Source organism: Acidihalobacter yilgarnensis (assembly GCF_001753245.1).
In the GTDB taxonomy this organism is placed as follows: domain Bacteria; phylum Pseudomonadota; class Gammaproteobacteria; order DSM-5130; family Acidihalobacteraceae; genus Acidihalobacter; species Acidihalobacter yilgarnensis.
Window position 1 is genome coordinate 433131 of sequence record NZ_CP017415.1, and the last position, 22324, is coordinate 455454.

General features: G+C 60.0%; 22 protein-coding genes. 14 read left to right on the top strand and 8 right to left on the bottom strand.

Features of this window, described 5'->3' with window-relative positions:
- Positions 1-48 precede the first annotated feature (48 nt).
- The gene (locus tag BI364_RS02150) at positions 49-477 is read right to left on the bottom strand and encodes a nuclear transport factor 2 family protein (protein WP_070077361.1); all 429 of its coding nucleotides are present in this window, start codon (positions 475-477) and stop codon (positions 49-51) included.
- 234 nt (positions 478-711) lie between these two features.
- On the opposite strand from BI364_RS02150, the gene BI364_RS02155 reads away from it, so the two are divergent.
- From BI364_RS02155 to BI364_RS18855, 4 genes are all read left to right on the top strand, one after another.
- The gene (locus BI364_RS02155; RefSeq protein ID WP_083251102.1) at positions 712-1893 is read left to right on the top strand and encodes a transporter family protein; all 1182 of its coding nucleotides are present in this window, start codon (positions 712-714) and stop codon (positions 1891-1893) included.
- 15 nt (positions 1894-1908) lie between these two features.
- Positions 1909-2247, top strand: coding sequence for a c-type cytochrome (locus BI364_RS02160; protein ID WP_156782591.1), 339 nt, complete (start codon positions 1909-1911; stop codon positions 2245-2247).
- A 7-nt stretch (positions 2248-2254) separates the two neighbouring features.
- Positions 2255-2809 carry a TlpA disulfide reductase family protein gene (locus BI364_RS02165; protein WP_070079824.1) on the top strand — a complete coding sequence of 185 codons (555 nt, stop codon included), beginning with the start codon at positions 2255-2257 and terminating at the stop codon, positions 2807-2809.
- 151 nt (positions 2810-2960) lie between these two features.
- Positions 2961-3092 carry a hypothetical protein gene (locus BI364_RS18855; RefSeq protein WP_267887965.1) on the top strand — a complete coding sequence of 44 codons (132 nt, stop codon included), beginning with the start codon at positions 2961-2963 and terminating at the stop codon, positions 3090-3092.
- Here the strand turns inward: BI364_RS18855 and BI364_RS02170 are convergent.
- Genes BI364_RS02170 through BI364_RS02180 form a run of 3 tightly spaced genes read right to left on the bottom strand, consistent with a single transcriptional unit; the run spans position 3085 to position 5025 of the window.
- Positions 3085-3519, bottom strand: a complete 435-nt coding sequence (locus tag BI364_RS02170; protein ID WP_156782592.1) for a cupin domain-containing protein — start codon at positions 3517-3519, stop codon at positions 3085-3087. The two genes, BI364_RS18855 and BI364_RS02170, sit on opposite strands and share 8 nt — an antisense overlap.
- A gap of 17 nt (positions 3520-3536) precedes the next feature.
- Entirely contained in the window at positions 3537-4184 is a 648-nt protein-coding gene (gene upp / locus BI364_RS02175; protein ID WP_233279563.1) for a uracil phosphoribosyltransferase, read from the bottom strand.
- Positions 4185-4212: 28 nt separating this feature from the next.
- The gene (locus BI364_RS02180) at positions 4213-5025 is read right to left on the bottom strand and encodes an ABC transporter ATP-binding protein (protein WP_070077364.1); all 813 of its coding nucleotides are present in this window, start codon (positions 5023-5025) and stop codon (positions 4213-4215) included.
- Positions 5026-5513: 488 nt separating this feature from the next.
- Here BI364_RS02180 and BI364_RS02185 point away from each other — a divergent pair, with 488 nt between their 5' ends.
- Genes BI364_RS02185 through BI364_RS02195 form a run of 3 tightly spaced genes read left to right on the top strand, consistent with a single transcriptional unit; the run spans position 5514 to position 8454 of the window.
- Positions 5514-7622 (top strand): ATP-binding protein, encoded by a 2109-nt coding sequence (locus tag BI364_RS02185; protein ID WP_070077365.1) that lies wholly within the window; start codon positions 5514-5516, stop codon positions 7620-7622.
- Complete coding sequence (locus BI364_RS02190; RefSeq protein ID WP_070077366.1) at positions 7619-8002, top strand: response regulator transcription factor; 384 nt, start codon at positions 7619-7621, stop codon at positions 8000-8002. The genes BI364_RS02185 and BI364_RS02190 overlap by 4 nt, the downstream gene beginning before the upstream one ends.
- A complete protein-coding gene (locus BI364_RS02195; protein WP_070077367.1) occupies positions 7999-8454 on the top strand; it encodes a chemotaxis protein CheX in 456 nt (151 codons plus the stop codon). The genes BI364_RS02190 and BI364_RS02195 overlap by 4 nt, the downstream gene beginning before the upstream one ends.
- A 192-nt stretch (positions 8455-8646) precedes the next feature.
- Here BI364_RS02195 and fabA read toward each other — a convergent pair whose 3' ends face one another.
- From fabA to BI364_RS02215, 4 genes are all read right to left on the bottom strand, one after another.
- Positions 8647-9138 carry a bifunctional 3-hydroxydecanoyl-ACP dehydratase/trans-2-decenoyl-ACP isomerase gene (gene fabA / locus BI364_RS02200; RefSeq protein ID WP_070077368.1) on the bottom strand — a complete coding sequence of 164 codons (492 nt, stop codon included), beginning with the start codon at positions 9136-9138 and terminating at the stop codon, positions 8647-8649.
- Positions 9139-9176: 38 nt separating this feature from the next.
- Complete coding sequence (locus tag BI364_RS02205) at positions 9177-9986, bottom strand: helix-turn-helix domain-containing protein (RefSeq protein WP_083251105.1); 810 nt, start codon at positions 9984-9986, stop codon at positions 9177-9179.
- Between the two features lie 367 nt (positions 9987-10353).
- Positions 10354-11154: an MOSC domain-containing protein gene (locus BI364_RS02210; protein ID WP_070077370.1), complete on the bottom strand. Its 801-nt coding sequence runs from the start codon at positions 11152-11154 to the stop codon at positions 10354-10356.
- The gene (locus tag BI364_RS02215; RefSeq protein ID WP_070077371.1) at positions 11151-11660 is read right to left on the bottom strand and encodes an asparaginase domain-containing protein; all 510 of its coding nucleotides are present in this window, start codon (positions 11658-11660) and stop codon (positions 11151-11153) included. The genes BI364_RS02210 and BI364_RS02215 overlap by 4 nt, the downstream gene beginning before the upstream one ends.
- Before the next feature lie 285 nt (positions 11661-11945).
- On the opposite strand from BI364_RS02215, the gene BI364_RS02220 reads away from it, so the two are divergent.
- The 7 genes from BI364_RS02220 to BI364_RS17760 all read left to right on the top strand — a co-directional run bounded on the left by BI364_RS02220 (position 11946) and on the right by BI364_RS17760 (position 22191).
- Positions 11946-12599 (top strand): MotA/TolQ/ExbB proton channel family protein, encoded by a 654-nt coding sequence (locus BI364_RS02220; protein ID WP_070077372.1) that lies wholly within the window; start codon positions 11946-11948, stop codon positions 12597-12599.
- Positions 12586-12990: an ExbD/TolR family protein gene (locus tag BI364_RS02225; RefSeq protein ID WP_070077373.1), complete on the top strand. Its 405-nt coding sequence runs from the start codon at positions 12586-12588 to the stop codon at positions 12988-12990. Before BI364_RS02220 ends, BI364_RS02225 begins: the two co-directional genes overlap by 14 nt.
- The gene (locus BI364_RS02230) at positions 12987-13832 is read left to right on the top strand and encodes a TonB family protein (RefSeq protein ID WP_070077374.1); all 846 of its coding nucleotides are present in this window, start codon (positions 12987-12989) and stop codon (positions 13830-13832) included. Before BI364_RS02225 ends, BI364_RS02230 begins: the two co-directional genes overlap by 4 nt.
- Before the next feature lie 280 nt (positions 13833-14112).
- On the top strand, positions 14113-15630 hold the full coding sequence (locus BI364_RS02235) for an efflux transporter outer membrane subunit (protein WP_197495799.1): 1518 nt from the start codon (positions 14113-14115) through the stop codon (positions 15628-15630).
- A 66-nt stretch (positions 15631-15696) separates the two neighbouring features.
- Positions 15697-16788 (top strand): efflux RND transporter periplasmic adaptor subunit, encoded by a 1092-nt coding sequence (locus BI364_RS02240; RefSeq protein ID WP_070077376.1) that lies wholly within the window; start codon positions 15697-15699, stop codon positions 16786-16788.
- A gap of 13 nt (positions 16789-16801) precedes the next feature.
- A complete protein-coding gene (locus BI364_RS02245; RefSeq protein ID WP_070077377.1) occupies positions 16802-19912 on the top strand; it encodes an efflux RND transporter permease subunit in 3111 nt (1036 codons plus the stop codon).
- A gap of 1772 nt (positions 19913-21684) precedes the next feature.
- The gene (locus tag BI364_RS17760; RefSeq protein WP_156782593.1) at positions 21685-22191 is read left to right on the top strand and encodes a hypothetical protein; all 507 of its coding nucleotides are present in this window, start codon (positions 21685-21687) and stop codon (positions 22189-22191) included.
- Positions 22192-22324: the final 133 nt, after the last annotated feature.

Consider the following 22324-nt stretch of genomic DNA (forward strand, 5'->3'; position numbering starts at 1 on the left):
TGCGCGCCTCGTACGGGGCCGGACGTGGCTACGCCGGCCCCGGTGGCTTTAGTAGCTGGAAGTGACGCGCTTCGGGTCGATCTGCCAGACCTCGTTGACGAGTTTTCCGTCCCGGTACGTCAGGATATAGCGCACCTTGATGTTCTTTTTGGACATGAAGTCCACATTCGCGGTCACGGTGGCACCCTTCGGATTTTCACTGACGGTCAGATCGTCGACTTGGTGTGTCACGCGCCCGTTGGCACGCGTGAACTTGCCCCACACGGTGCCGATCGCCTGAGTGCCTGCATAAACGCCATCGAGCGGCCCACCCACCCACTGAAAAACAGCATCGGGTGCGTAATCCTGGGTGATCGCCGTAACGTCCGCATCGGCAATGGCCTGAAAGTGCTGTCGGGCCTGAGTGTCGGTATCGGCCATGGCTGGTAGGGAAGTGCCGCACAACATGGCGACGAGCAACACGGGTTTGAAATTCATCGTCTTAAGACTCCTTGGCGCGCGCCACCACGGTGGTGGCGCATACAGGGCTAACACCCGTAGCCAGCGTTTATTCCCGTGACGATGAAATTGTTTCGATCTGTATGTGCAGACCGGTCGTGACGGTGCGACAAAATGCCACTTCCATCGGAATATCTTATTACATAGCCTTAGTAATAACAGGGTAGTGCTGCAATACGCACATCACTGCGATAAAGCCACCGAGGGGAGATCATGAATCAATACAAAAAAGCCGCCATGCTGGCGGGGGGGATCGCTTTGTCTTCGATTTTTGCGCCGGCCCAAGCCTACGTCGGGCTGTGTTGTGGAAAATGCGGCGGCAATATGCCGATGAATATCCCGGGTGGCGGTATCCCGGAAACCTACGAATTCCGCGTAAAGCTCAGTCCGATGTACATGCATATGGGCGGTTTGCAGAACGGCACGAACGGCGTATCCGCCGATCGCTTGCTCGGTATGCCAATGATGGGTGGAAAACCCACTGGAAAATACATGGCGGTGCCGACCAGCATGGATATGAGCATGCTCAATCTCTCGGTGGGTTACAGCTTCACGAAGAAATTTTTCGGCGGCGCGATGTTCATGTGGAAGCAGAACAGCATGAACATGAAATTCAATTCCATGATGCGCATGTCCACAGGTGTCGATGGCTTCACGATGAGGTCCCAGGGCCTGGGCGACACCATGCTGATGGGGAAATACCTGCTTTACGCCGATGATCCCTTGATCCCGCGTCGCGAGGTTTCGCTGTTCTTCGGTCTGAGCCTGCCGACTGGGTCGATCGATATCAAGAACAAGGATCATCCCGTCGCGATGCGTCGTAAGGAACTCGATCCCTACGGCATGCAGCTCGGTTCGGGTACGGCCGATCCGACCATAGGCGTGCTGTACCAGGGGCGTGCGTCGCCCTATTGGTGGGGCATGAACGCCACCTACACGGCACGCCTCTACGATAACAAGCGACATTATCGGCTGGGCGACGAGGCACATCTGGATCTCTACAGCATGTACCAGATGAATTATTCGACGGTTGCAGAATTTCAGCTGAATGGCATGCATCAGGGTGCGATTCGGGGCGTGATGAATTCTGCCGCCTCCGGTGCTTCCGGCCATGCGATACAGGGCAATCCGATGTCGCCTTATGCGACGCCGTTGTGGAATCCAGCCAATTATGGCGGCGATGAAGTTGCGGTTACGGCGGGTATTCAGTGGCAGCCCGCACCGCTGTGGATTCTCGATTTCCAGGGCAGCGTGCCGGTTTATCAGCGTCTCAACGGGTTCCAGGAAAGGCGCGACTACCGTGTGATGTTCACGATTTATCGGGAAATTCCGACGTCGCGCAGCGTTCGTTATTTCGGTTCGGGCGCCAATGGCCCCAGCAAACTCGGATTTTGAGGGGGGATGAGCATCATGACTGAATCGCATCGAAACAATAAAAAAATGGCAGACGGAACCACCTGCGGACGTTTGTGGCGATTTTGTGCCTCCGCCGTTGCAGCGACGCTGCTTGGCGGTTGCGCGGCGGAGCAGACGCCGGTGCCGCAGGCGAGCTCAATGGCCGCGCATGTGTACGAGGCGCATTGCTCGGCCTGTCATTCGTTGCCGTCGCCAAAGCGTCTTTATTACAGCCAGTGGGAGCATATGGTTGGGGTAATGGACGGGAACATGGTTCACGAGGGTATGAAACCACTGACCCCGGAGGATCAGCGCATCATTCTTGATTATCTCAAGGCCAATGCGCGTCGGTGATTGGCCGATGAAATCGATGCGTATACGAATTGCGGACATGCGCCTGCTGGTGGCTCTATTCGCCCTGTTGGTTGGCAGCGGTGCTGCGTGTGCGGATGCATTTTCGGATCTGCGGATCATCCGGCCGCATGTGTCTCTGCCAGCACCCGATCTCGATCTGAGCGATCTTGGCGGACGGACAACACGCTTGTCCGATCTGCGTGGCAAGATCGTGATTCTCAATTTCTGGGCGACGTTCTGTGCGCCCTGCCGCGAGGAATTGCCATCGCTGCAAAGGTTGGCGCGTCGGTATGCGGACAAGGGCGTGGTGGTTCTGGCGGTGGCGGAGGACCGGGGAGGGCGTGCGGCGGTCGCGCCGTATCTGAAGAAAAACGGTTTCACGCTGCCGGTCTTGCTCGATCCATCCGGCGCGGTGCGCAAACGCTATGAAGTGCGCGTGTTTCCGATGACCTATATCATCGGTCGGGACGGTCATATTCTGGGCTTGGCCATTGGCGCCCGCGATTGGTTCGGTGCAGCGGCGCGCCGCCTGCTCGATCCGTTGATAAACACGCCTCCCTAACAACCGGGTCTGGAGTAGAGAGAGGTCTCATGCGTGCCGTCCCAACTTGCGTTGCAGAGGGTAATGGCATAATCCAGCGAGCTTAGGCGCAGTTCGCGGATCAGCCCATCGGGGGCAATGCAGGCGAGCTGTGCGAACGCCGAGGGAGCGGATGAAGGAAGAGACGCGCGCGCGCATCAAGCATTGGGGCAAGCGATTCGGCTGGATCGCGCTGGCGTTTTACCTCGTCAAGGGTCTGGTGTGGCTTGCCATTGGCCTGGGGGCCTGGTCGTTGTTCAAGTAATCCCGCGAGCCGGCGGTGTCCCGCCGGGCGTCCACGGGCCATCCACGCGCGCGGCCTCTCCGTCTCCGGGCCAGGGCGGCAGGGTTGCCGCGATCACCGCAAGCGGCGTGTCCGGCGCAGCGCGGAACTGAAAATGGACGCCGCAGGGCAAGGTGAGGCAGATGCCCGGTTCGAGGGCGACAATTTCTTCGTGCGATGCCTGTCGCCGCCACAGCTCGCCACATCCCTCCAGCACATACCAGATTTCCGTCACGCTGCGGTGCATGACCGCGGCCGATATCTGTCCTGCGGCCAGCTCGAAGCGGGCCATGCTGCCGCCCCTCATGCGCAACAGAACGCGAACCGTCGATCCGTCTGGCGCGATCTCCGCCGCCGCCTGCGCGAGCGGTAGCGTGGCGAAGGTATCGGCTGGGTCGTGCGGATTCATCGCTGGCGGCGCATCAACTATTTAGTGCCGAACAATCGGTCGCCGGCATCGCCGAGACCGGGGCGGATATAGGCGTGGTCGTCAAGTTCGCGGTCGAGTGCGGCAGCATAGACGGGCACGCCCGGATGGGCCTCGCGCAATACCGCGAGCCCCTCGGGGGCGGCGACCAGGGCCATGAAGCGGATATTGGCGTCGGCTACACCGTGCCGGTTGAGCACGTCGATTGCGTAAGCTGCGGAATGCCCGGTGGCAAGCATGGGGTCGACCAGGATGAACAGCCGGCCTTCGGGCTCCGGCAGCTTGACCAGATATTCCACCGGGCGCTTGGTCTCGGGGTCGCGATAGAGTCCGATATGACCTTCGCGAGCCGAGGGCATGAGTTCGTGCAGCCCACTGGTCATGCCCAGCCCGGCGCGCAGAATGGCGACCACCGCCACCTTTTTGCCCTGGATCATCGGTGCTTGCATGGTTTCGAGCGGGGTGTCGATGGCGTGATGCTCCAGCGGCAGGGTGCGGGTGATTTCGTAACCCATCAACAACGAAATCTCCTTGAGCAGGCGCCGGAACTGGATGGTAGGCGTGTCGATTCGCCGCGCCAGCGAGAGCTTGTGCTGGATCAACGGGTGGTCGAGAAGGTGAAGATTGGGAAAGTCCGGGTTGTGCACAGAAGGTGTCCTCAGAGTCGATGTGTCGTCAGGCATGGTAGGCGGCGTGAAGGCCTTCGTGTACCTGGGTGACCAGTTCATGGAATCGCGGCAGATCGCGTGTGCCGAAGTCGCGGGAGGCCGGGAGGTCCACGTCGATTATGCGGGCGATGCGGCCAGGGTCGGCTTGCATCACGGCGATACGGGTGGATAGGAATACGGCCTCGGCGATTGAGTGAGTGACGAAGACCACTGTCTTCCCGGTGCGTCGCCACAGCGCGTGTAGATCTTGGTTCATGCGTTCGCGGGTGATCTCGTCAAGTGCGCCGAAGGGCTCATCCATCAGCAGCAGCTCAGGGTCGAGCGACAGCGCGCGGGCGATAGAAACGCGCTGCTGCTGGCCACCCGAGAGCTGCCACGGGTAGCGCCCGGAAGCCTCGGCGAGGCCCACTTGCGCCAGGCGTTCGCCGGCGATGCGCCGGGCTTCAGTCCGTGACCAGCCGAGCAGGCGCAGCGGCAGCATGACGTTGCCGAGCGCGGTGCGCCAGTCGAGCAGGGTGGGAGCCTGGAAGACGTAGCCATAGCGCCGCTCGCGACGGGCCTCGGCGGCACTCAGGCCGTCGATGCTGATGCGACCGGCGGATGCCGACTCAAGGTCGGCCAGGATGCGTAGCAAGGTGGTTTTGCCGCAGCCGGACGGCCCGATCAGGGATATGAATTCGCCTCGCGCCACATCGAGATCGATACCGCCGAGCGCGAGCTGCGAACTGGCGGCGGAGCGCCCATAGCGTTTCTCCAGTGCCTCGATGCGTACCAGGGAGGCCGCTGTGCCCGAGTATCCGATGCCCTCTGCTGAGTTCATGCCCGGTTTGCTCCACTTGCGAGGCCGTGTCCGCGCGTCGTGCCGCGCGGTGGCCTGCGTCGTTATGGGATGGCCGGTCTGGCCGGCTCTCGGTGCATGGTAATCGGTGCGGCGGCGCAGCCCAAGGGTATGGCGTTGTGTTCGCGCATGGCCGATCCGTCCACCCGTCTCTGACGTTCAGGCATGAGTCTAGCGTTTCTCACCCGGTAAGCCGTGGTGACGGGCGGCGTTCCATTTTGGGGCGCACGTGCGCTTGGAGCTTCATGATGGTGCGCTGGAGTTTCGCGTGGCGTATGTGTGTACCAAGGTACGACAAGAGGCATGAAATCTGCTTGTTCGTATGCAGCCCGTCCGTCTGAGGCGGAAAATGGAGAGAGGCGCCCCCAGTGCCTGCAACGCCAACCTGCCCATGACGTGCTACGTACGACCGGACAGGCGCAGGCGCTCCAGCCCAACCTAATAATCCAAGATAATGATGCGAGGTTGAGATGCTTTCAGGAAAGCGCGTTTTGGGCGGAAAATATGCCGATATCGTGTTGGCAATTGCCCTATTTCTGGTCTTCGATTTGGGCGTTTTAATGATTAACTTCTACACGTCCTACCAAATTTCATCGGAGGCGGTCGCAATCAATTTGGCCGGCCGTCAGCGAATGTTGTCGCAGCGCATGACCAAGGACCTGTTGGAAATGCGTACGGCTACGCCGGCCGGTCAGGTCTACGACAACGCCCGCCGCGAACTGATCGCGACGACCATGATGTTCGATACCACGCTAGAGGCCTTTTATCGTGGCGGCCAGGCGGCAGATACTAATGGGCTGCCGGTGATGCTGGCGCGCCTGACTGACCCTCGGGCACGTCAGATACTGGAAACTTCGCGCGGCATCTGGCTGCCGCTCAAGCGGGCGATCATTGCGGCGAATGGACCGACGGCAAGTGCCGGCACGGTCAAAACCGCAGCGACATTATTGATTGAGCGTAATCTGACGCTGCTCAAGCTCATGAACGATCTGACCACCCGGCTGGCTGGTTTGGCGCAAGCCAAGGCTTCTCATCTTCGCGAAATTCAGACCGGTGGCATCGTGCTGGCATTGTTGAACTTCGCCTTCATCCTATTCCACTTTATACGAAAACTACGCCGCAGCGACGCGGAAGCGGAGAGCGCAAGAAGGGAAACGACGGAAATCCTCGATACCGTAAACGAGGGGTTTTTTCTGCTTGATCGCGATATGCGTATCGGGTCGCAGTATTCGAAGGCACTTTCGAAAATTATCCGTAAACCGCTCGTGGGCGAAGAGGATTTTATTCGTCTTTTCGAGGACATCGCCGATGCGGAAACCCTTGGTGTGGCTCGCGAATATCTCGGCCTCCTGTTTGAAGACCGGATTCGTGAGCGCCTGACCACGGACCTCAATCCGCTGGAACGCGTCGAGGTGCATTTCTCACGTGAAGGCGGTGCCTTCGAGACGCGCTACCTGAGTCTGTCGTTCACGCGCGTCTATGTGGACGGGATGATTTCGCATGTGCTGGGTACTTTGAGCGACGTGACCGATCAGGTACGCCTGGAAAAAGAAGTCGAACTCGCCAACAAGCGTTCGCAGGAAGAGGTCGAACTGCTGGTGGGCTTGCTCAAGGGCGATGCATCGCAGACCGCAGCGTTTATGCAGAAGACGGAAGCTGGATTGCTCAGCGTGAACGAACTGCTCAAGGGCAGTCACGATGCCGCCAGCCACGTCAGAACGGTGGAGAAGATTTTCCCAGTGATCCACACGATCAAGGGCGATGCCTTCGCGGTCGGCATCGATGCCTTCGGCAACATGGCACACGAGGTCGAAAAAACCTTACTGCCGCTGCGCGGCGTGACCGCTATCGCCGGTACGCATTTCCTGCCGATCACCGTTCTGCTTAACGAAATGCTGGCGCGCATCAAGCTGGTACGCGGACTGCTGGATCGTGTCACCGATATCCAACGCTCAATCGCCGAGCCGAATGCCGGTACGGCCGAACGTTGGACGCAGGAATTCAAGGCATTCGCCGGCCGGGTAGCCAGTGATCTGCACAAGCGGGTCGAGCTGGAGACCACGCTGCCGGTCCTGGACGATCTGCCGTCGTCAGTGCTGCAGAAGTTGCGCGATATGTGCATCCAACTGATCCGGAACGCGGTCGCCCACGGTATCGAGCCTGCGGAGGCGCGGCTCGCCAGTGGCAAGCCGGCAATCGGAGCGATACGCCTCAAGCTGGAACGTTACAGGACTGGCGAATTGCATCTGAGTTGCCGCGACGACGGGCGCGGTATTTCGCCTGGACGTATCCGAGAATCACTGCTGCGTGCCGGGCGCTACACTCAGGCGCAACTCGACGAACTGAGCGACAAGCAGATCGTGATGAAGATATTCGAGTCGGGATTTTCGACCAATAGCGATCCAGATGCCCATTCCGGCCACGGTGTCGGCATGGATGTCATCAAACAGTTGGCGATGGCGCTGGGCGGACGTTTGGGATTGGGCACGCGACCGGGGCAGTTCGCCGAGTTTCGTGTGCAGCTGGAAATGGAGAACGCACGCCCATCCGAGCCGATGCCGGTGAGGGTGGCGTCATGAAGGTCATGGTGGTGGACGACTCGACGATTATTCGCGGCAAGATCGCAGCCATCGCCCGTAAGGGTGGGCTGGGCACGGAGATCGTGGTTGCAGGGCTTGCCGCCAACGGTCGAGAGGCTGTGCGCTTGTGTAAGCAGACGCAGCCAGACATCGTGACCATGGATCTGACGATGCCTGAGATGGATGGTATCGAGTGCATCGAATCGCTCGTTCAGCTCAAACCCGATGTGCTGATCCTGGTCGTGTCGGCGCTGGCCGACAAGAGCACGGCGATACGCGCGCTCAAAAAAGGCGCACACGGGTTCATTTGCAAACCGTTCACGGATGATGAGCTGATCGAGGCCCTATCTGAATTGATCGCCATGAGGGTGCGGGCATGAATGCAACGGAAATGCAGGTTTTTGTCGACGCCACGACACACTATTTCGTACAGTCCACTGGCTTGGAGGCGGAAGTCCACGCACCATACCTATCGGACGCCACGATGCCGGATGTGTTCGATTACACCGGCGTCATTAGCGTCGTTGGCGATTTTCGCGGCTGTATTTATTTCTCCGCACCGCGCGCGATGATGCGCCATCTGCTGGTCGAAATGGGCGAGCAGAACCACTCCGACGACTACTTGCTCGACATGATTGGCGAGATCGCCAACACACTCTCGGGTAATGCCCGGCGCCACTTCGGTCCGGAGTTCATCATTTCAGTGCCAGTCTCGCTCAAGGGCAACCTGACAGATATTCGCCCACCTTCCGATCTGCGTCCCTACGTAGTGCCCGTGCGTTGGAAGAGTTATCGCTCCGTGCTGGTTATCTGCGTCGAGCGTGGCGGCTAACGCGGGTACGGTGCGCTTCTCCCCCGAGATGAGTGTGGACGGCTGAGGGGAATCGCGGCTATCAAGTTGCAACGACTGTGGAGGGCTCATCACCTGGAAGCGAGCGGGAATTACGAGCGCAGATCATTCAAAACATCTCGGCTGCAAGCCGATGGCTTAGCGATGTCCCATGTGCGAGCGGCAGGCAACGCGCTATTGCGTGATGAGCCCCACTTTCAGGCCCTCTGCCCGATAGATTGTTTCACCCTTGTGGATGACTTGGCCGTCGGCGACGCCTACCGACAGTTGCCCTGAAAATACCCGTTTGATGTCGAGACGATACTGAATCGATCCGGCATCCGGATGGATTTGCCCACTGAACTTTACTTGGCCGACGCCAAGTGCTCGCCCTTTGCCCGGTAGGCCTGACCAGCCGAGGAAGACTCCCAATAATTGCCACAGGGCATCCAATCCCAAGCAACCCGGCATTACCGGATCATCTTTGAAATGGCAGGCGAAAAACCAGTGGGTTGGGTGGATATCCAGACTGGCTTCCAAGTGTCCTTTGTCGTAGCGGCCGCCGGTAGAAGATATGCAATGGATCTGGTCGATCATCAGCATATGGGCGCTGGGTAGTTGTGCATTACCCTCACCAAAAAAACCACCCTCCGCCATGGTCAGAATTTGCGCTTTCGTGAAGTGCATCGGGTTCCTCCTAAAAGAAAAACCGGCACTCTCGCGAATTACAGATGTTCTGTATTGTAAAAATCGGACGAAAAGCGCTGGAAAATGGAATGTGGATTGGACAGCAGGTGCCGTTTGTATTCATTTAACAGATGGGCTTGGTCGTAGAATCCGAGTTCTGCGGAAAGCGCAAGCGAACATTTTGGGTTCTCGTGCAATGCCTTGGCGACACGCTGGATCCTGATGATCCGTGAGAACGCCTTCGTCGTCAGGCCAGTGCGTTGGCGAAACAATTGATTGAGGTGATGGCCGCTTGCGCCGATTTTTTCAGCGAGGGCACTGATTCTGATATTTCCGAAGGATAAATAAATCAGTTGCATTGCCAGATCGGATTTTGATGGGGCTTGGGGCACGAAGTGCCGCAATAGCCAGTCCTCACAGATCCGGGCGCGCTGGATGAAGTCGGTCCGATCGTAAATTCTGTCGCACAGCTCGGCTGAGTCGTTGCAAGTGAGGTATCGGCTATCAACCATCTGGTTCGTGATTTCCGATAGATTTAATTTGAAAAAATGGTGCAACGCGCCTGGATAGAAGCGAATGCCGAAATAATCGCCCGCGCGTGGGATTGGAATATCCAATGCTTGTGTGTTTGCACCACCGATTCGCACAGAATCGATGCCGATAAAGAGGGCTTGGGTACCGTCCGGGATGATTGGGTAGCGTGTGGGTCCCGTTGCGCGAACTTGCAGGTAGGAATGCACGATTCCCGCCATTCTTTTCGTGGCAGGATGTTCGCGCACGGAAAGGCCAAAGTGTTGATGAGCCGTAGGTGTCAATAATGGCTGGAATGGCTGGTAGCCTGGGTTCATCGATATTCGATCATTTGAGTATTTGTCTGTAGCGATGGATATCGTTGATTGGGATTCGTTGTGACGCGGTCATATTCTCTTACGATGGTCCTTGGGTGGGCGTTCCACGCTTTAGAAGCTGGTCGCGTATGTTGCTTGACATCCACAGGCGATGGATGGCTTCCAGCCGGGAAATTCATGAGCCAGATGCCCCTAGTGCCTCGTGCAGAAAGCGCCCATTCCGAAATCTCCATGAAATATGTGCGCTGCGATCTGTGAAGGGTGTCTGCCTGTGGGCAGTGCTCACGGTCATGCCGCTAGGTCTGTTCCTTCCGCCGCAACTGGTCAAAGCCCTGTGTTGCGGTCACATGACGTGTTCGGCTGACGATCAGGTGCTGACGAAGGCTGTGGCTTCGGCCATGAGCGTATCCCCGAGTGCGAATGCTCCGCCTTCCAGCACCTCCGCATACACGCCCATGTAGTTATGTCCGAAGTGCTGCATCAGCTGGCGCGGTACGTCGATGTCGCGTTGGGCGGTGGCGGGGTTGACGGTGGTGGCGGCGCAGCGGGTGATCGGCGAGACGACGTGCAGACGTGCCTTGCCAAGCCGGATGTGGCCGTCGACCCAGTTGAGCTCGTTCCAGGCGGGCAGGCCGCTGAAGTAGACGTTGGCGCGGAAGCGCAGGGGGTCGAGGTCGGTGCCGACACGCTCAGAAAGCGCGGCGATGCTGGCGAGGTTGATGAGCGAGACGTACTGGCCAGTCTGCGCGTTGGGCCGGCGGCGTGCGTCGCCAAAGGCATGTCCTGCGGCCTCGACGAGCTTCGGCGGGACGCCGGGCGCATCGCCGAGGAAGTCCGCGAAGAAGCGTTCGATCGCCTCGCGGCCGTCCGGCGTGTCCAGTGTGACCGTGAGCAGGGTCTCGCCGTCGCGGACGATTTCGAAATCGCCGTCGCTGGCATCGAAGCGGGTGTGCAGCTCGGCCAGGCGTTCGTCACGCATGAGCATGAAGAAATTGGTTTTGGGTAGGTGCACCGGGTGCGCCGGGTCGAAGGCCGAGTCGCTGCGCGCGAGCGCGAAGCGACGATCATGCGGGAGGCAGCGGCCGGCTTCGAGGGTCACGGCGGTGAGTGCCTCGGGGCTGAGCCCCTTGACGGGGTAGCGGTAGAGGCGTTCGACGGCGGGGCTCATGGGTTCTCCTGGTTCGGGGCGTCGGTGGTGGATTCGAAGCGTCCAGCCTCTCGATTCTTGCGCACGTGGTCGGCCTCGAAGATACGCCCGCTCATGGCGATATAAATCCCTTCGGGCAGGCTTTGCACGGCGCCGACCGCGAGGCCGAGATTGAATGCCGCGTCGCTGTTGCGAAAGCGCGCGGGCTGCATCGCACCGGTGAACACGATGACCTTGCCGGCGATGCCAGCGAGCGCCGCGGCGGTTTCGGTCATGGTGTCGGTGCCGTGGGTGACGACGATGTGGCGGTGCGGGCAGGCCTCGACGCGCGCGCGGACCAGGGCGCGGTCGGCGTCGGTGAGTTCGAGGCTATCCTTTTTGATCAGGCTGGCGACCGTGAACGTAAAGTCCACGCGGCCTTCTTCCAGGATGTCGGTGGCCATCGGTTCGCCGATCCGGTAGTCGGAGAGGGCGTCGTAGTAGACCTTGTCCAGGGTGCCGCCGGTAGCGAATATCTGCAGGTGCATGCGCGTCGTCCGTGTGCGCCGCGAATGCGGCGGGTCTGGCGCGACCTTACCCAAATGCACTGGGCTTGTGAATGTGTCGTGGTCACATTTGCCAACAAAATAACGGGGCTCGACGCCGTCGGGGTGCTTCCCAGGCTTGCGTCGGCGGGGTAGTCTGTGGGCGCTCCCTCCCGTTCGGGCGGCGCTTTGCATGCGGAGGCGAGCTTATCCCACAATAGACCACTCGAATGTCCGGCGTGCTCTGTGCGCGCTTGCCGTTCGCCCACACGAATCGGGTGTTCACCTATGCAAGATGTCTACGCTTCCTGGCACACGCTGCAGTTCGGCGGGCCGCTGATCTATCCCTTGCTGTTCCTCGCCGTGCTGATGGTCGCCATCCTGCTGGACAAGGCCTATGTCTACTGGCGCTTCACCCGACCCTCGTCGACCCTGATGCGGTTGATCGATAATCTGGGTACGGGCTGGGCAGACATCGAGCGCCAGGTGTCGGTAAGTAACCCCCATCACCACTTCGTGCGTTTTGTGCGCGTGATTCTGCAGAACCGCGACCAGCCGACCTGGTGGGCCGAGTCGCGCGCGAGCGACGAGGCGCAGTCCATTGAGCAGTCGCTGGCGCGCGGTTTGTGGATGCTGGAAACTATCGTCACCGCCGCGCCGTTGCTGGGCCTGCTAGGCACCATTTACGGCATGATCCACGCCTTCAGCCTGTTCGGTAGCCATGGTCTGGTCGACCCCAAGGGCGTGACCTCTGGCGTCGCCGAGGCGTTGATCGCGACCGCGGTCGGTCTGGTCGTCGCCGTGGTCGCGCTGTTCGGCTACAACTATTTCTCGCGGCTGCAGACCCGCACCCTGGATGAGATGGAGCGCATCGGCACGCGGCTGCTGGATCGCGCGCGCCTCGATGCCGAAACGCGTGGGACCCCCGATGAAGCTGCGTAGATCGCGCAAGGCCCGGCGCGGGCGCATCGAGATCATTCCGATGATCGATGTGATGTTTTTCCTGCTGGCGACCTTCATGCTGGCCTCGTTGTCGATGCAGAACCTGCACTCGCTGCCGGTGAATCTGCCTAAGGGGACGGCCGAGAAAACGCAACCCGTGGCGCCGGTCACGCTGACCGTGACCAAGGACGATCGCATCTATCTGAATCAGACCGAGGTCACGCTGGCCGATCTGACGGCGAAGCTGCGCGGGTTGTTGCAGCAGCATCATGCAACCTCCGTGATTGTGGCGGCGGACGAGAATGCCCGTGAGGGCGTCGTGGTGCGCGCGATGCTGGAGGCCCGTCATGCCGGCGTTGAACACTTTCTGATCGCCGTCGAGAAGAAATGAGCACGCAGGCCGCCTGGGGGTACTCGCCGCCGGACGATCCGATGCGTCGGCTGTTCTGGGTGGTGCCGCTTGCGCTGTTGCTGGTGATCGTGTTCGTGCTCGGGATCGGGCACTGGCTGGTGCGCAGCGCGCCAGCCGCCAAACCGCCGCCGCCGGTCGACGCACGCATCTATGAACTGCCGCCCTCGCGCTCGGCGATGTTCTCGCCCAAATCCGGTAAACCGGCGACGCACACACCCTCGCATGCGCCGACGCATGCGGCGCAACCGCCTGCGCCGCCTCCGCAACATGCCGCGCGACCGGCGCCCAAGCCCTCCGCACCGCGCGCATCGGCACCGCCCAGCGAGTCCGCCGGCCAGCCCGAACCGCGTGTCTCGCTGCCGGCGAAACCCCAGCAGACGCCGTCACCCCATCCTGCTCCCCGGGCCGCGCCGACCAAGCCGCTGAACTGGGCCAAGCTCAATCAGCAGATTAATGAGGCCGTCGCCTCGACCATCAGCCGTTCCGAGCTGCCGCAGATACATGATCCGCACACCCTGGTTGCGCGTTTCTATCTCGCCACGGTCCTGCGCAAGTTGCAGCGCATCGGCGATATGAACTATCCCGGCGACCTAGTCGGTGACACGCGTGTCATGGTGATCATCGGTCGCCAAGGCGAGCTGATTGGCTACAAGTTGCTCGATTCCTCCGGCAATCCTGCGCTTGATCAGGTCGCTGGCAATATCGTGCATATGTCGGCCCCGTTCGCGCCGTTCCCAGAGAAAATGGGCAAGCAAACTTCGCGTGTGAAGCTGGTGATCACCATGCACTTCGAGGGTTACCGCAATCTCAATCCGGAATGAGGTCGTGCGCGATTTGATTCGAGTGCAACTTATCGCCAACCAGGCAGTCGAACTGGGATCAAGCGGCGCCTGAACGGTCTTTCCCTGATGAATCTGAATACCTGACACGCTCTTCCGGCGTGCGGGGCGTCACGCGTTGCGACACGCTGGAAGGGCTATGCAGTCATTGAATAAATTTATCGAAAAAAGCCATGACGGGGTGCAAGAAGGCTTTGACTCCCGGCACCGCAAACAGTACAGTCCGACCGGTCGGTATGTTCCCCGGAATGAGAGCGCAGTCGTGCCAGACATCTTTCGTATTACGCTAAGACCCCTGGGTCTCCTCACGCTGGGGATGGCGCTGTCCGCCTGCAGCTTCGAACCACCGATCCACCTCCCGGCAGGCCCTGGCAGTGCGGGCTATACCGCAGGAGCGGCACCGCACAAGACGGTTGCGAGCATGGGCAAGGGTGGTGCCGCGCAGACCCTGAGCTACGGCAAGGATATGAGCACCGTCTGGTGGCGGCTGTTCCACTCCCCGCGGCTCGATGCCCTGGTCAGCCTGGCAATGCAACACAACCCGACCCTGGATCTGGCGCGTGCCCAGCTGCATCAGGCCGAAGCCGTCGCCTCGATCAATGCCAGTGTGTTTTATCCTCAAGTCAGCGCGAGCCTGGGTGCACAACGCGCCAAATCAGTCACGCAGAGCGGCGGCGGGAAGACGAATGCCTACACCTATTCGCTGTTTACCGGCGGTGTCGGCGTCAGCTACTACCCCGACATCTTCGGCGTCAATCGCATGGTTTATCGCGGCAGCGAGGCCCAGGTCGAGTATCAGCGTTACGAGCTTGAGGCCGCGGGGCTGACGCTCAGTGGCAATGTCGTCACCGCCGCCATCGGCGAGGCCGCGGTGCGTGCCCAGATCGACGCGACCCGGCGGATCATTGCGCAGGAACGGCATCTGCTCAAGTTGACCGAAACCCAATACCACGTAGGCTCGGTCAGCCAGCTCAACGTGATCAATCAGCAGGCCCAGCTGGCCAGCAGCGAGGCCTTGCTGCCGCCGCTGATGCAACAGCTCGCGGTTTACCGTCACGAGATGGCGATTCTGGTCGGTCGCTACCCGAGCCAGTGGCACGACAAGCCCTTTACGCTCGACGAGCTGCATCTGCCCAAGCACATTCCGGTCAGCCTGCCCTCCACGCTGGTCAAGCAGCGACCGGACGTGCAGGCCGCCGAGCGCCAGATTCGTTACGCCGCCGCCCTGGTCGGCGAGTCGCGCGCAGAGTTTTTTCCCGCGCTGCAGCTCACCGGCAGCTTTGGCTACAGCAGCAATACGACCAATCTGCTGTTCAACCCGGTGAGTACGATCTGGAGCCTCGCTGCTTCGCTGGTGCAGCCTATCTTCGAGGGCGGCAAGCTCGACGCTCAGGAGCGTGAAGCCAAGGCGGTATTCGATGGCGAGTTCGCCAATTACCGTATGACCGTGCTGGGTGCCTTCCAGCAGGTGGCCAATGCGTTGCGCGCGGTGCAGAACGATGCCGATGCCCTGGCTGCCGAGCAGTCGGCGCTGGATTCCTCGCGTCAGGCCCTGCAAATGGCCGAATACGACTACCGCACCGGCGAGACGGATTACCTGGCGCTGCTCGCCGCCGAAGTGCAGTACAACGACGCCAAGATCGCCTATCTCAAGGCACAGGCGCAGCGTTACCAGGACACCGCCTCGTTGCTGCTCGCACTGGGCGGCGGCTGGTGGCACCAGCCGGTCAAGGGCGTGCCGGCGTCGATGATTCATGCCAAGGCTGGACACTCCTCATGAAGTCGCAATCCAACCATTTCCGTTTTCCCGTGAACGTCAATACCTCTGAGATCGAGGGGGTCTGTTATGAAAAAGCGCCTAGCCATTGTCATCGTCGTGCTCGTTGTCCTGTTCGGTGGCGTCTTCGGCTGGAAGGCCTTCGTCGGCCACAAGATGGCGGAGATGATGGCGCATATGCACATGCCGCCGGCCACGGTGAGCACCGCGACGGCCAAGACAGAGATATGGCACGCCAAGACCTTCGCGGTGGGCACTCTGAGCGCGGTACAGGGCGTGAACCTGATGGCGCAAATCGCCGGCGACGTGACGCGGATCGATTTCCATTCCGGCGAATACGTGAAGGCAGGGCAGCGCCTACTGCAGATCGACGACAGTACCCAGCGCGCCCAGCTTGAACATGACGTCGCGCAGATGCACCTTGCACAGGTGAACCTTGATCGTACGCGCAAGTTGATCGCGCATCATGCGACGAGTCAGGCCCAGGTCGATACCAATCTGGCCACGCTCAAGAGCGCCGAAGCCGCCGTTTCCAGCGATCGCGCCACTCTGGCCAAGCTCAACCTGCGGGCGCCGTTCAGCGGCCATCTCGGTGTGCGCGAGGTCAGCCTCGGTCAGTACGTTTCGGTGAGCACGCCGTTGGTTGATCTGCAGTCCTGGAGTCCGCTGTACGTCAACTTCACCGTGCCGCAGAGCGAAATCGCCCGCGTCGAGGTCGGCACGCCAGTCGAGGTCACGGTGAACGCCTACCCAGGCAAGATCTTCAAGGGCAAGGTACACGCTCTGGGCTCTTCGGTAGACACCGCGACCCGTCAGCTCAGCGCGCAGGCGGTGATTGGCAATCCAGGCGACGTTCTGCGCCCCGGCATGTTTGCGCGCGTCAGCGTGATCGGCAAGAAGCCTCAGTCGGTCGTCGTGGTGCCGGCCACTGCACTCGCCTACAACACCTACGGCGATTACGTGTACATGATCGAGTCCAAGCAGGAAGGCGGCAAGACCGTCAAGATCGCGGTGCAGCGCAAGGTCGACCCTGGGCTGCAGCGCGACGAGCTGGTGCAGATTAAGTCCGGGATCAAGCCGGGCGAGACGGTGGTGATCGCCGGACAGGTCAAGCTGCACAGCGGCGCTGCGGTGGTCATCAACAATTCGGTAAAACCCTGAGGCCGACGTCGATATGAAATTCACCGACATCTTCGTCCGCAGGCCGGTCCTCGCGACCGCGCTCAGCCTGGTCATATTGTTGCTCGGCCTGCAGGCCTTCACGCAGATGACCGTGCGTGAGTATCCGCAGATGACCAACTCGATGGTGACGATCACCACCACTTACCCGGGCGCCAGTCCGAGTACGGTGCAGGGGTTCATCACCACGCGGCTGGAGCGGGTAATCGCGAGCGCTCCCGGCATCGACTACATGACCTCGATCAGTTCCGAGGGTGCCTCCATCATCACCGCGTACATGAAGCTCAACTACAGCCCCGACGCGGCGGTGGCCAACATCCAGTCCAAGGTGCAGCAGGTGGTCAACCAGCTGCCCGGCGGCTCGCAGCTGCCGATCGTCAATGTGACCGTCGGCGATCCCACGGCCTTGATGTACATCGCCTTCTACGGCGACAAGTACAGTCAGCAGCAGATCACCGACTACCTATTGCGCGTGGTGCAGCCACAGCTTGCCTCGGTGGCGGGTGTCAGTCAGGCGCAGATCCTGCCGGCCGGTCACGGCAACGGCAATACCTTCGCCATGCGCGTATGGCTCAACCCGAGCGAGATGGCGGCCCTCGGCGTGACCGCTGCTGAAGTTACAAAGGCTTTGACCGCGAACGATTACATTTCCGCGGTAGGGCGCACGCACGGCAAGAACGTCGCGACGATGATCACCGCGACCACCAGCCTGCACGACGCGGCTTCTTTCCGTAACCTCGTGGTCAAGCAGTCCGGCAACACCCTGGTACGCCTCAAGGACGTGGCCAAGGTGCAGCTCGGTGCGGAGAACTACGACTCGGAGGCATTCTTCGACGGCAAGACCGGGTCCTTCATCGGTATCCAGCCCTCGCCCTCGGCCAATTCGCTTGATGTCGCACGCGGCGTGAAGGCGGCGCTCAAGCAGATCGACGCCCAGCTGCCGCCTGGCATGCATACCGCCATTCCCTACGATGCCAGCACCTACATCTCGACCTCGATCGACGAGGTGCTGATGACCGTAGGCATCACGCTCGGCGTGGTGGTGCTGGTGATTTTCCTGTCGCTGGGCTCGGTGCGCGCGGTGATGATTCCAGTGGTCGCCATACCGCTGGCGATCATCGGCGGCGGCTTCATCATGTGGGTGATGGGTTTTTCGGTGAACCTGCTCACGCTGCTCGCCATCGTGCTCGCCATCGGATTAGTGGTCGACGATGCCATCATCGTGGTCGAGAACGTGCATCGACATATCGACGAAGGCAAGACGCCCTACGAAGCCGCACTGATGACCGGCCGCGAACTGGGCGGGCCGATCGTGGTCATGTCCACGACGCTGATCGCGGTGTTCGCGCCGATCGGCTTCATGGGTGGCTTCACCGGAAGCCTGTTTTCCGAGTTCGCCTTCACCCTGGTGGCGACCGTGCTGGTGTCGATGATCGTGGCGCTGACGCTGTCGCCGATGCTCAGCGGCAAGGTGTTGCGACCGAGTAGCGATCACGGTCTGGTGCACTTCATCGATACGCGTTTCAACGCCTTCAGGGGGCTCTACGACCGTCTGTTGCACGGCAGTCTCACGTATGTGCCGGTCACGCTGTTGTTCGCTGCCGGTATTCTGGTGAGCATTTACTTCCTGTTCACGACGACACCCAAGGAGTTGGCGCCGCAGGAAGATCAGGGCGTGGTCTTCGCCATGGGCACGGCACAGCCGACGGCGACCGCAGGTTACCTGCGCCGCTACGGCATGATGATCCTGCACGACTTTTCGAGTCTGCCGGTGTTCTCCAAGAGCTTCATGGTGACCGGCTTCGTGCCCGGTGGCGGCGGCACCAACGGCCTGTTCGCCGGTATGCTGCTCAAGCCCTGGGGGCAGCGCAGCGAAACCGCGATGCAGGTCGTGCCGCAGGTGCAGCGGATGCTGGGCGGTATACCCGGCTTGCAGATCGCGGCCTTCCAGAAGCCAGCCCTGCCGGGTTCCGCAGGCGGCTTGCCGATCCAGTTCGTGGTGCAGTCGAGTTCGAGTTACCACAAGATTGACGAGGTCACTAACGAGCTGATCAAGCGTGCCTACGGCAGCGGCCTGTTCATGTACGTGACCAAAGATCTCAAGATCGACAACCCGGAGATCGTGCTCAAAATCCACCGCAACATCGCCGCCAGCCTCGGCTTGACCATGCAGGCGATCACCCAGGATCTGCAACCGCTGCTCGGCGGCAACCTGGTCAATCGCTTCGACATGCAGGGCCGCAGCTACGAGGTGATTCCACAGGTGCCGGACAAGTTCCGCGAGAACCCCTCGTTGCTCAAGCAGTACTATCTGCAGACGGCCTCGGGCAAGCTGGTGCCGGCCTCCACCGTGGTCTCGATTCAGCGTAGCGTGCAGCCAGAGTATCTGCCGCAGTTCCAGCAGCAGAACTCGGCGACCATACAGGCGATCCCGCGCCCCGGCGTGACCCAGGGCGAGGCGCTCGGCTTCCTGCGCACCACCGCCAAGCAAGTGTTCCCGGCCGGCTTCAGCGTTAACTACGCGAGTCAATCGCGCCAGTTCATGCAGGAGAAGGGCGGATTGATGGTGACCTTCGTGCTGGCGATACTGCTGATCTATCTGCTGCTCGCCGCCCAGTTCGAGAGCTTCCGCGATCCGCTGATCGTGCTGATCACGGTGCCGATGTCGATCAGCGGTGCGCTGATCTTCATGAGCCTGGGATTAGCCACGATCAATATCTATACCGAGGTGGGACTGATCACGCTGATCGGACTGATCGCCAAGCAGGGTATTCTGATCGTGCAGTTCGCCAACGATATCCAGCGCCAAGAGGGACTCAACAAGCGCGCGGCGGTCGAAAAGGCCTCCAGCATTCGACTGCGCCCGATCCTGATGACCACCGGTGCGATGGTCTTCGGCGTGGTGCCGTTGCTGATGGCAACCGGACCCGGTGCCGTGAGTCGTTTCGATATGGGCCTGGTGATCGCGGCCGGCCTGTCGATCGGCTCGCTGTTCTCGCTGTTCGTGGTGCCGGCGGTATACACGTTGCTGGCCAAGGACGTCACCGGGGAATATCGCGCTCGCCAAGAGGCGGGTGGTGACCCTGGCCCCTCGGCTTCGGCCTGAATCGACTGAGATGGCCACCTCCGGGCGGCCATTTTTTTTGGGTCGTCGGAGATCAGCGGTTGGGGTCGGCGCACACGCGATTCGGTAAATCGGCGTTTCCTATGCGCTTAGCCAACTGCGGTTGATGGTGCAGTGAGTGGAATCGGCGGGATGGGTTCACACGCCTAGAGCTGCAGTGTCCTTTATCGGGCTTGGGTGCAGGCGGGCGAACCCCGTTGCTCGGCCCATCCCTGCGCCTCACCCCTCCGGCGCTGATGCTCAAAATCACTCCTAGTGTCCTATGGCGTCTTCTGGCCAGGCGCTAGCGGTCATGGCGGTATGGTTTCACACGCCATCAACGACGGAGTGCTTGTGTGGCCCCGGTGCAGGCGTGCGAGTAACTTTCTTTGGACGAACAAAGAAAGTCACCCAAGAAATTCGCCCCGGATCGCCTTGGCCCTACGGGCGACCTCGCGTGAATACGTCTGGCCGGGGTCGCAGCCAAGCGCCATCCGGGCGCAGGCTGCTCGGCCCGGGTCCGCCGGGCCGAGCCCGTCCAGCCGCATCCCCGCGAGGCAAGGCGATAAGGGGGTAGGAAAAGACACAAGCGCAGCGCGTCACGGTCGCGCAGCGGCTTCGCCTTTGATCTTGATACCCGGTTACGCCTTGCCTCGCCCGTGCGCGCCGACGCGGTTTCGGGCGGCAGGACGCAGCGCGAGCAGGCTTCGCCCTGACGGCGATTGCCTGCGTGCCCCTCGGCGGTGTGTGCGGGCGCGGTCTGCCCGCAGAGACAAAGCGTTTCGGGCGCGTTTCTTTCGTCAATTTCTTTACGCAAATAAAGAAAAAATCGTCGGGGGCGACTATCGCGCAAGCCCCGGAGGGGTGAGGCGCATGGATGCGCCGAGCAAACCGGGTCGGGCGCGCCGCCGAGTCAGATCAAAGGCGAAAAACCGATTCGCGCCCGAAACCCTGCGCCGGGGCTTGGTAATTTTGGTGAGTGAGTTTTGTAGATGGAAAGAAAATGTTGGGTCGCAAGACTATGGCTATGAGCGTGGCGCTGAATCAATGCAACAATACGAGAACAGACCCCGAATCACGAGACCCCGAATCACGCTGCGTTTTTTCACGCTTGGCCATCGCTCAGCGGCGGAACTTATCAACCGCCCGCGGCTCTACTTTATTAACCCGCTGTCTATCGTGGTCATTCGCTTGGCGCGTAGGGGCGATGGTGCTCGATACCGTGGAATCTCACATGTAGGGAAACAGGCTCGGCTATTGCGGTGTGACCGCGCCAGTTCCTAATTTTTTTGCGTGAGTGGGTATTGGACCGCGGACGCAGCCATTCGATCTCAGCTGTGCGCAGAGGTGTACTTGTTGTCAGCTATAGGGTGTATTTGATGGCTTGATGTGATGTATAAGCCTTAATAAGACGAGCATGATTGTAGTTTAGACACCTGCTAGGTGTGGTTCAACGCACCCTTTTAGGGTGTCTACTTTTAGTTATGCACTACGGTGATTCGGGGTGTTTTCTATCAGCAGTCTGGTAGCCAAATCAAGCTGCAAACAACCCCAAATTCCGGCTCGCGCATCGTCGGGGCTTGGTGCATAGTGGCAAACAAGGGTGTCGCTTACAGGGAGGTTCCGCACATCATGCGTTCGCAGTCTTATCATCATTCCGTGCCTAACATCACGCTCAACCCGACCGCCCACCGTCTACGCCGCTGGGTTCCCTCCGCGCGTCGCGCTCCGGCGGCGGGTTAGCTCAAACGTTATGCATCAATAGGAAAGCGTGTGTGGAAGAAATAACGTTACACTCTATAGAAAGAGCATCTGAAGAAGCTGTAAAACTTTGGTCTCTTTCGAGTGCACAATACCCGTTTCAGAATAGGCTCATTCAAGAACATGCAAATGCAGCAATTATCGAAGTTATAAGTTCATTTGCGCTAAACGCACGTAGAGCCATGGAAGTCTTATCACCAAATGTAAAGTACCCACTCAACGCGGCAAGATGGAAATGGGAACCTACTACGAAAGGAGACAAAGTAGCGGATCTATGGGATGCCCTGAATAGAATTATCCATGCCCAGAAGTTGTATGTTGGGTTTGAGCGGTTGCCAGATAATGTTTCAGTTATTGATGGTGGCGCAATAATCGTTCCATATATTCGAGCGGAAACAGATCGTAAAGAATTGGCGTTTATTGATCCCTTTTCTTTAGCATATGCATTTTTGTATGGTGCATTACCAGCACTCATTGAGGCAAGAAATTCTCAATTCGAGGGTGTACCAAGTAATGCATAACAAGGCGCTCGTTCGGACGCAAACTACGCTGCGCTTCGTTTGCGCCACACAGCTTGGTCGTTAGGCACTCGGGCGATTCTTGGTGTTTTCTGTCAGCAGTTTGGTAGCCCAATTTGGCTGCAAAAACGCCCTT

Bases quoted from the DNA above. Each gene is read 5' to 3' on its own strand.
- BI364_RS02220 (WP_070077372.1), top strand. From the start codon at position 11,946: ATGCAAGATGTCTACGCTTCCTGGCACACGCTGCAGTTCGGCGGGCCG.
- BI364_RS02190 (WP_070077366.1), top strand. From the start codon at position 7,619: ATGAAGGTCATGGTGGTGGACGACTCGACGATTATTCGCGGCAAGATC.
- BI364_RS02215 (WP_070077371.1), bottom strand. From the start codon at position 11,660: ATGCACCTGCAGATATTCGCTACCGGCGGCACCCTGGACAAGGTCTAC.
- BI364_RS02205 (WP_083251105.1), bottom strand. From the start codon at position 9,986: ATGAACCCAGGCTACCAGCCATTCCAGCCATTATTGACACCTACGGCT.
- BI364_RS02160 (WP_156782591.1), top strand. From the start codon at position 1,909: ATGACTGAATCGCATCGAAACAATAAAAAAATGGCAGACGGAACCACC.
- BI364_RS02165 (WP_070079824.1), top strand. From the start codon at position 2,255: ATGAAATCGATGCGTATACGAATTGCGGACATGCGCCTGCTGGTGGCT.
- BI364_RS18855 (WP_267887965.1), top strand. From the start codon at position 2,961: ATGAAGGAAGAGACGCGCGCGCGCATCAAGCATTGGGGCAAGCGATTC.
- BI364_RS02180 (WP_070077364.1), bottom strand. From the start codon at position 5,025: ATGAACTCAGCAGAGGGCATCGGATACTCGGGCACAGCGGCCTCCCTG.
- BI364_RS02240 (WP_070077376.1), top strand. From the start codon at position 15,697: ATGAAAAAGCGCCTAGCCATTGTCATCGTCGTGCTCGTTGTCCTGTTC.
- BI364_RS02245 (WP_070077377.1), top strand. From the start codon at position 16,802: ATGAAATTCACCGACATCTTCGTCCGCAGGCCGGTCCTCGCGACCGCG.
- BI364_RS02230 (WP_070077374.1), top strand. From the start codon at position 12,987: ATGAGCACGCAGGCCGCCTGGGGGTACTCGCCGCCGGACGATCCGATG.
- fabA (WP_070077368.1), bottom strand. From the start codon at position 9,138: ATGCACTTCACGAAAGCGCAAATTCTGACCATGGCGGAGGGTGGTTTT.
- BI364_RS02195 (WP_070077367.1), top strand. From the start codon at position 7,999: ATGAATGCAACGGAAATGCAGGTTTTTGTCGACGCCACGACACACTAT.
- BI364_RS02170 (WP_156782592.1), bottom strand. From the start codon at position 3,519: ATGAATCCGCACGACCCAGCCGATACCTTCGCCACGCTACCGCTCGCG.
- BI364_RS02150 (WP_070077361.1), bottom strand. From the start codon at position 477: ATGAATTTCAAACCCGTGTTGCTCGTCGCCATGTTGTGCGGCACTTCC.
- BI364_RS02225 (WP_070077373.1), top strand. From the start codon at position 12,586: ATGAAGCTGCGTAGATCGCGCAAGGCCCGGCGCGGGCGCATCGAGATC.
- BI364_RS02155 (WP_083251102.1), top strand. From the start codon at position 712: ATGAATCAATACAAAAAAGCCGCCATGCTGGCGGGGGGGATCGCTTTG.
- BI364_RS02210 (WP_070077370.1), bottom strand. From the start codon at position 11,154: ATGAGCCCCGCCGTCGAACGCCTCTACCGCTACCCCGTCAAGGGGCTC.
- BI364_RS02185 (WP_070077365.1), top strand. From the start codon at position 5,514: ATGCTTTCAGGAAAGCGCGTTTTGGGCGGAAAATATGCCGATATCGTG.